A 4,870-nucleotide genomic window follows, 5' to 3' on the forward strand; every position below is an offset into this window, starting at 1 on the left:
TATCTACACGGTCATGCGTGAGCGTGAGCTCGGTCTGGCCACCGGACCCGCTGGCAAGGGAGATGCCGCATGAGCGATGCGAACAAGGAACAGCGTGGCCGCCGCAAGGTGCGGATCGGCTACGTCGTCTCGGACAAGATGAACAAGACGATCGTGGTCGAGCTGGAGGATCGGGTGAAGCACCCGCTCTACGGCAAGATCATCCGCACCACCTCCAAGGTGAAGGCGCACGACGAGAACGAGATCGCCGGCATCGGCGACCGCGTTCAGCTGATGGAGACCCGTCCGCTGTCGGCCACCAAGCGCTGGCGGCTGGTCGAGGTCCTGGAGAAGGCGAAGTAAGAAACCTCCTCCTCAGCCTGTAAGAGCCGTCCCCCGGATTGTTCGGGGGACGGCTCTTCACATTTCCGGAACCTTGGCATCCGAAGTCCGTTCACCCGGTTGAGACTGCAAGGGCAGTGGTGAGGATGACAGAGAGCAACGGTAGACCGTGGTCCCGAGCCGGTGGGTTGATCCAGTAGGCGCCTTCTCTCGTCCATCGCCCGAAGCTGGTAGGAATCATCAGTGCGCTGCCGACGACAGGAACGCAGATGTCGTTCCGAGTCAGTAGCTCCAGAATTTGGTGTCCGGGGGAGTAGTCGATGGCGGCGATAAAGCTCCATCGGATTTGCCTGGCCAGCAATGGACCCGGGGTTCCTCGCTGCTGGAGCGAAGCGAGTACTGCTGCCGCCCGGGTCTTGGGCATGTGGACGATGCCTACCTTGTTCGTAACGGGAAGCATGACGTACCCGCCTCGCTCCTCGGCGGGCAGATGGAACTGCTGTCGGTAGTACGCCGCCCACTCCACGACAGATTCGAGTTCTTCGATGTTCACGGTTTTCCGCCTCATCCATCACTGATCTCGTTGGGTAGGCAGTAGCCTCAGCCTGGATCGGTTTCACTCCCCTGAATTTCCTTCCGGGGTTCCCTGCAAGGCGAGGTGGAGGATTGTGTTGTGCACGGCATGACCGAGGACCTCACCATCGGTGAGCGAGTCGCTTGGTATCGACGCCGACGCGGCATGTCTCAGGGCGTCTTGGCGGGCCTCGTCGGGCGTACGGACGATTGGGTGGGCAAGATCGAGAACGATCGCATCCCTTTGGACCGGCTCTCAGTCATTCGCCTGCTCGCGGACGCCCTCGATGTGTCGCTTGGCGATCTGATCGGTGAGCCGACTCTGTTGGAGTGGACCAAAGACAGTGGCACGTCCACAGTGCCTGCACTGCGATCTGCGTTGATGGATTTTAGCCATCTGCTTCCGGCGCTTGTCCCGCTGGCCGACGACACCGAGCTACCCGATCTCCCCACGCTGGAACGTGACGTGGGTGGTGTGTTCGATGCTTACCAGTCATCAAAGTTCGGTTTTGTTGCCGGGCGCTTGCCGAGATTGCTGTCCGCGGCGATGTCGCTTGTCCGGAATGTAGGCGACGAACAAGCGTATCGCCTCCTTGCCTTGACCTATCAAGCTGCAGCATCGGTCTTGACCAAGCTTGGCGAGACAGATCTGGCATGGAACGCCGCCGAGCGTGGCCTCGCAGCATCGCGCCATACCGATGATCCCGCGATCATCGGTTCGTTGATGCGATCGGTTGCGTTCACGGTGATGTCAACTGGCCGTGTGCAACCGGCAGTCGACCTTGCGGAGGCGGGGGTGGCCTATCTGCAACCATGTCTCGATGGCGGCCGCGACGACGTACTGTCCGTGTACGGAACTCTGCTGCTTGTCGGGTCGATGGCCGCGGCACGCAACAATCGCCGAGACATAGTACAAGGTTTCTTGGCCGAGGCCGATCAAGCAGCAGCCAGGTTGGGCGGCGACCGGAACTGCCTGTGGACGGCATTCGGCCCAACCAACGTCGCCATCCACCGAGTAAACACCGCGATGGAACTCGGCGATGTGCAAATCGCGCTTCAGCTGGGGCCTGATCTGAATACGTCAGCACTGCCGATCGAACGCCGGATTCGCCACCAACTAGAGCTTGCTCGTGCATTCAATCTCGCGGGCCGCCAACAGGACTCCGTCGCCGCGGTGCTCGATGCCGAGCAGGTGGCACCAGAACAAGTACGGCATCACTACCTGAGCAGACAACTCGTACTCACCTGGATGCGTAACACCCATGGCAGTCCCTCGTTCGCATTGCAGGCCCTTGCCCAACGTATGCGGATCGTGAGGTAACCAATGAGCAATGCGGACAACCAATTTGCGTGTGCACGGCTGGCGGCGGGAGCGTTGTTTGTGCGCGGCGACGAAGTGTTGCTGGTGCACAAAACCTACGGCAGCGGCTGGGATATTCCTGGCGGATACGTCGAGCCGGGCGAGTCGCCATCGGCGGCCTGCCATCGTGAAGTTCGTGAGGAGCTCGGAATAGACCGCCAGCCACGGCGTCTGCTCGTCCATGACTGGGCGCCAGTCCCCGGAGGCGGTGACAAGGCTCTCTACCTGTTCGACTGTGGCCAGCTCGGCGCAGATGAGGGAGGCGTCAAGCTGCAGGAATCAGAACTTGACGGCTGGGAATGGGTAGCGGTGGACAAGCTCGATGACTACGTCATCCCGAGGCTCGCCCGGCGCGTGCGGCAGGCATATATCGCATACGGCGAGGGTAATACTCTATACCTTGAGCATGGCGAACTCGCGCCGCATCTCACGACCTGATAAATGACTCCAGGACGTGAGGATCTGCCCTCTGGAAAACCCAACCGAAACTTCTTGCCGGAATGTGTCGCTCGGCGAATCCAATTGGGACCTCGTTCAACTCGCCGTCGACACACTGACTTCCACGGGCCACCACCGACCCCGGTGGTACGACATGACCACTGCACCCGATTCCACGCTATGCGGTCGTTCTGGAGCTGCGGTGGCCAGCTTTCGAGATCACTCTCGGCAACCCCGGCGGTACGAGTCATCACTGAGGACGGCCATTCGCTTGGCCGCCAGTTACAGTCCGCAAGTTACGAGAATCTGTTTGCGCAAGCTGATGCCGAAGGCCGTTCGAAGCGAGCATCACTCGTGAGGCCATTCGGGCATACTTCGAGCGGCGTCGTGTGTTTGGGTGGCGCTACCGATACGCAGCGATTAGGAGACAGCCGAGGGGCGTTGGAGCTGCTAGACATCGGCCTCGCGATTCCGGTCGTTCCAGGTTGTGCCAGTACACCTTTCAGCGCCCCGAATCCTCTTGGGCTGCAAGTCGTCTTGAAGAACAGGGCTTCGGTGGCACAGATCCCGTCACAGTTCAGGCGTTCGACTTGGTCCGCGTGTGCCGAAGGAACATGAGCGTCAGTAGGTTGACCTACACTTCCTTCTGTGGCTGATAGTGCTGGCGATAAAAGAACTCGGAACTGGCGTGCGATATCACACCTGCCGGCCGTTCTTCAAGTGCGTCGCGTAAAAGTCTTGGAATCTAATATCCTGGCACCCCAGGAAATCGTTTTCGACCGCATTAACGCGATCGTAGGAGCGCATGGGTCCGGGAAAACCTTACTCCTTAGGATGCTCGAGGCCGCATTTGGAGACAGCATACACTATGGGTATACACCGCCATTATTCAATTCTGCACACAGAATTGATAATGAAATAAGCGGAGTATTGGAAGTGACCATAGTGCTGCACGGTGAAGAGCACACCAGACGCGTTGATCTTTTGTCAAACGCGGCTGCAAGAATGGCGATTTGGAAAGATTTGATTGGCTCGCGGTCTTCGCCGCGAGTGAGCGCTGTACCAACACTTTTATCGGAAATCTCTTACATACTCCAGGACCTGCGTTCGGATTTCAAAGATGGGCTCCACGACTCTGTTGAGTATAAATATAAGAAGGCCGAAATTGCTGCTGTGAAGAGCATCTTGGGCAAAGAATATTCAAATGTCACGGTCTATGGGATACCGGACGGCGCTGAGGAGCCGTATAAAAGTTGGCTCAGTCCCTACTTTATTGCTTGCGAAAAGACAAACATCGATTCCTCGCAGATGAGCCTGGGCGAGCTATGGGTTCACTATCTCATAGGCTGGGATCGCCTTCAGGTGTCTGCCTTCAATCTAGAAGATATGGCCGAACCGCGTCTCATTGATGAGCCTGAGACATTCCTTGCAATGCGTGGCCACCGTCCACTTGTAGACGAGCTCGTCAGAAGTTCATTGGACCTCGAGAATCAATTGATAATTGCGACTCATTCGCCCAAGGTTCTTTCAAGATTTCCTCTCGAGTATGTGAGGATGTGCATACCCGGCCCCAATGGAATATTGGTGGTGCGGCCAACCTCGTATACACAAGTGCACGACACGCTGGGCGTCGATTTCTTCGTCAAAGCCACTATTCTAGTTGAGGATGAATTTGCCGCAGCTGTTTTGCAAAGTATCTGCGGGGAACTCGATCCATTTTTGCCGCGAGAAATAGACATTGTCCCGGCCGGTGGGGAATCCGAAGTAGTCGCTGGTGTCAGAATACTCGAAAGATCTAAAAGTATGAGCTGTATTGGTGTTCTTGACGGCGACCTGAGAAATGACCACAAGAAAAAGCGTGGGCGAGCTTCCAGTATCTACCATCTACCTGGCTCAATGTCACCTGAGCAAGAGTTGACATCGACCGCAACAATGATGGCGTATAGTGTCGCCGAATCACTTGGCCGCACAGTAGCAGACGTTTACACCGCGTTGAGTGCATGCTCAAGTCTGGATCATCAGTACTGGATCTCGAAGCTGGCCTCAATGCTGGGCAGATCTGAGCAACAGGTCATCCAAGTGCTAGTCAAGCTATGGCTCGAAAATCCTCGTGTAGCTGAGCAGGCGAAGGAACTACTTGCCGTGATTCGCGAACTTCTGGAATGAGACTGGATATGA

At 57.1% G+C, this 4,870-nt stretch carries 5 protein-coding genes; 4 read left to right on the forward strand and 1 reads right to left on the reverse strand.

The features are described 5' to 3' along the window. Positions 1-69 precede the first annotated feature (69 nt). The gene (gene rpsQ, locus ON34_RS28745; protein ID WP_040783096.1) at positions 70-342 is read left to right on the forward strand and encodes a 30S ribosomal protein S17; all 273 of its coding nucleotides are present in this window, start codon (positions 70-72) and stop codon (positions 340-342) included. Positions 343-433: 91 nt separating this feature from the next. On the opposite strand, the gene ON34_RS28750 is transcribed toward rpsQ, so the two are convergent. Next, positions 434-874 carry a hypothetical protein gene (locus ON34_RS28750; RefSeq protein ID WP_040785467.1) on the reverse strand — a complete coding sequence of 147 codons (441 nt, stop codon included), beginning with the start codon at positions 872-874 and terminating at the stop codon, positions 434-436. Positions 875-1,003: 129 nt separating this feature from the next. Between ON34_RS28750 and ON34_RS28755 the strand changes: the two genes are divergently transcribed. The 3 genes from ON34_RS28755 to ON34_RS36415 all read left to right on the forward strand — a co-directional run bounded on the left by ON34_RS28755 (position 1,004) and on the right by ON34_RS36415 (position 4,858). Further along, entirely contained in the window at positions 1,004-2,215 is a 1,212-nt protein-coding gene (locus ON34_RS28755; protein ID WP_040785469.1) for a helix-turn-helix domain-containing protein, read from the forward strand. A 3-nt stretch (positions 2,216-2,218) separates the two neighbouring features. Further along, entirely contained in the window at positions 2,219-2,692 is a 474-nt protein-coding gene (locus tag ON34_RS28760) for an NUDIX domain-containing protein (RefSeq protein ID WP_040785463.1), read from the forward strand. 648 nt (positions 2,693-3,340) lie between these two features. Continuing rightward, positions 3,341-4,858 carry an ATP-dependent nuclease gene (locus ON34_RS36415; protein ID WP_157172460.1) on the forward strand — a complete coding sequence of 506 codons (1,518 nt, stop codon included), beginning with the start codon at positions 3,341-3,343 and terminating at the stop codon, positions 4,856-4,858. Positions 4,859-4,870: the final 12 nt, after the last annotated feature.

The organism is Nocardia pneumoniae NBRC 100136, from assembly GCF_000308755.1.
Taxonomy (GTDB): domain Bacteria; phylum Actinomycetota; class Actinomycetes; order Mycobacteriales; family Mycobacteriaceae; genus Nocardia; species Nocardia pneumoniae.

Excerpts from the sequence above, each read along its gene's own strand:
- ON34_RS28755 (WP_040785469.1), top strand. The coding sequence starts at position 1,004 with ATGACCGAGGACCTCACCATCGGTGAGCGAGTCGCTTGGTATCGACGC.
- ON34_RS28760 (WP_040785463.1), top strand. The coding sequence starts at position 2,219 with ATGAGCAATGCGGACAACCAATTTGCGTGTGCACGGCTGGCGGCGGGA.
- rpsQ (WP_040783096.1), top strand. The coding sequence starts at position 70 with ATGAGCGATGCGAACAAGGAACAGCGTGGCCGCCGCAAGGTGCGGATC.